This window comes from Candidatus Rhabdochlamydia sp. W815 (genome assembly GCF_018642185.1).
In the GTDB taxonomy this organism is placed as follows: domain Bacteria; phylum Chlamydiota; class Chlamydiia; order Chlamydiales; family Rhabdochlamydiaceae; genus Rhabdochlamydia; species Rhabdochlamydia oedothoracis.
Genome location: NZ_JAAVTY010000037.1, coordinates 1 through 2,495, shown reverse-complemented (window position 1 = coordinate 2,495; position 2,495 = coordinate 1). Strand labels below are relative to the sequence as shown.

Genomic DNA, 2,495 nt, shown 5'->3' with positions numbered 1-2,495 from the left:
CTTTTAGAAGACAAAAAGCAGGAGATCATAACCCTAAAAGAAAAACTTGAAAGCCTATCTAATCTACAACAAGAAAAAGAAGCCTTAGAGTTAGAACATATAAAACTTAAAAAGCAATTAGAGCAAGCTAGTCAAAATCAATCAGCCTTTTTGGAATCTCATCAAAATGAAAAAACTAGTTTACAAATGCAACTTTCTATCAAAGATGAGCAAATTTCTGAACTAAATGAAGAAATTCAACGTTTATCTGAAGCCTATCAAACATTACAAAACCAACTAAAAGACGAAAAAGAAATATTAAGTATTTTAGAAACAGCTGCTATACCAGCAATAAGTACTGAGATAGCTTCAATAGATGCTACCATAGAAGAAGTAGAAAATAAAATGGAACAAGATCTCTCTTCTCTAGAGAATAGCATTATTCCAGAAGACCTATTAACACTTACTTCTGATTATTACACTCTAGCAATGCCATATCTGGAAGAAAGCCTCGAAACAGCCACAGAAATAACTACTTTACAAGCAGAAATAAAAGACCTTCGAGAAGAACTCGAAGCTATTAAACCTATTGCATACAACACTACTAGAAAAATAGAAAAAATGGAAAAATCCAATAAGGATTTAACACTAGAACTATCTGAAAAAACAAAAACCATTGAAAACTTAGAAGAAGAGAAAAAATTCCTAGAATCTCGATTAAATAAATCAGAATCACAGTTAAAAGATCTACAAAGAGTTCAAGATACCTTTAATGAACAACAAAAAGAAATAATCATTTCTTCAGAAGAAAATAATGATCTTTTAGAAAATTTAGAAAAAATACAAGAACAATTATCATCAGAAAAAAAAGAAAGAGCCAAATTAGAACAAGCTTATGAAGACCGGCTAGAAAAATTAAAAGATCTATATCATGAGAATGCTTTAGAGAAAATGGAGCGTATACACGCAAAGATAATTAACTTTCAAAAACAACAACAAAATACATGTTTCAATCTAGCTGAGGTTTTAGTAAAAGATATACAATCAGGGTCTATTACTGAGGGAATAGGGCAAAACATAATTAAATCAATAGAACAAGCCTTAGATACAACTGGGTATAAAACCTTATTAGACTTAGTAAACTCCGAAGAAAAAGACCTTGCATCTGAAGAAAGTGTTAGTTTAGACGAGTACATGGAAGATTCTTACCTTGTCCTAGACAGAACTTGAGTTGACAGACAGCACTTCATTGACAGTGTCAATTTGGTTTAATGTGTCTAGCATTTTCATTTGTGCTAGATGCTTTGCATCCTGAAATGTTTGCCATGGTGTCTTCCCATAACAATATTTCCCAGAATAGACTTGCTCTTCATTGTACTCTTTTACCCATTTATCCACATCCATTTTTTGCAAAGAGTGTACAGGAAATATTAGAATATATAGTAGAAATAGCAAAAAGAAATGCACTTCATACTTTTACAGTCATTTCTAGAAAATGGATTGTAAAGCGTTCTTTTGCGTGGATAGAAAAATGTCGCAGGCTATGGAAAAATTGAGAAAGAAAACTACATACAAGCCTGAATATGGTGTTTCTTGCTTTTATTGCTCTACTTTTGAAAAGATTTTAAACAGGCTCTAAAAGAAGAAGCAAGAAAAATCCTTTAACAAAACAAGACAAAAAAAATAATCAANNNGTTATAGAAATAGACGAAAAAGGTTTGGTCTTCGGTTCAATCTAATTGCGGGCATTTATAATCTGGAGCTATGTTAATGGGTTTTGAAAGAGGTCTAATGAAAAGAACTTTTATCTGTGTATTAAATGAACAAGGTAAGATTGTCCATTTTTGACCGCTTCAAAGGCTTTGATTGCATCTTTTTTGCAATGAAATATTTGATTGCCGAGTTGCCAAAGCGCTTGTTTTAACTTTTCTGCTTGCCTAGTAATTTTCTTCTCCAGCGTCCTCTGCTCTCGATAATAAGCTTGCTCCGAAAAAACCAGTAACCATCGCTGCATAATCTCTCCATATGAAGAGTTGAATCTTGCTATTCTGTATCCATTTCCTGCTTCGATCCAAGGTATGTCTTCTGATGGCTTTTCCATCATTCTTTTTGCTTCAGTAGTTGTCTCAGGAACTCGTGTCACCCACAAATAGTCATTATTTTTCAGTAGCCTCTCCTTCGTGTACAGAGCCGAATCTGCTATCCACCTGGAGGGCTTATCTAGATCTATTTGAGAACGAAAATTCTCTACGTTTTTGATGGTTTCGTGGAAAGACACTTTGTCAGAGCTATTCCCATCTAAAGGATCCATCCACAAAGGAATAGAACTCGGACCATTTACAACCAATGATAAAAAGACCTGCTTCAAATCTGGCCTGTGGTCTTTGGAAAATCCATGTGTACCCTCTATAATTTTGGGATCATCGTCTCTATGTGATTTATTCCATCCAATAAATGATTATCCACAGCGATCCCAAAAGCTACTTCAAGAAAATAATTTGCTTGCACCATACTCT

2 protein-coding genes and 3 pseudogenes are annotated in these 2,495 nt (G+C 33.7%); 3 read left to right on the top strand and 2 right to left on the bottom strand.

All coding sequences use genetic code 11. The annotated features are described in order from the left end of the window. The first annotated feature begins 150 nt into the window (after nt 1-150). Nucleotides 151-1,209: a coiled-coil domain-containing protein gene (locus RHOW815_RS03860; RefSeq protein WP_215217032.1), complete on the top strand. Its 1,059-nt coding sequence runs from the start codon at nt 151-153 to the stop codon at nt 1,207-1,209. A gap of 54 nt (nt 1,210-1,263) precedes the next feature. Here the strand turns inward: RHOW815_RS03860 and RHOW815_RS09325 are convergent. Beyond that, nucleotides 1,264-1,380: pseudogene (locus RHOW815_RS09325) on the bottom strand (IS481 family transposase); the annotation flags it as partial. 5 nt (nt 1,381-1,385) lie between these two features. Here RHOW815_RS09325 and RHOW815_RS09320 point away from each other — a divergent pair. Both RHOW815_RS09320 and RHOW815_RS09315 read left to right on the top strand, forming a co-directional pair. Next, nucleotides 1,386-1,607, top strand: a pseudogene (locus RHOW815_RS09320) (IS5/IS1182 family transposase); the annotation flags it as partial. Between the two features lie 9 nt (nt 1,608-1,616). Next, nucleotides 1,617-1,750: pseudogene (locus tag RHOW815_RS09315) on the top strand (IS5/IS1182 family transposase); the annotation flags it as partial. A 33-nt stretch (nt 1,751-1,783) separates the two neighbouring features. Here RHOW815_RS09315 and RHOW815_RS03845 read toward each other — a convergent pair. Continuing rightward, nucleotides 1,784-2,389, bottom strand: a complete 606-nt coding sequence (locus RHOW815_RS03845) for an IS1634 family transposase (protein WP_256439907.1) — start codon at nt 2,387-2,389, stop codon at nt 1,784-1,786. Nucleotides 2,390-2,495 lie beyond the last annotated feature (106 nt).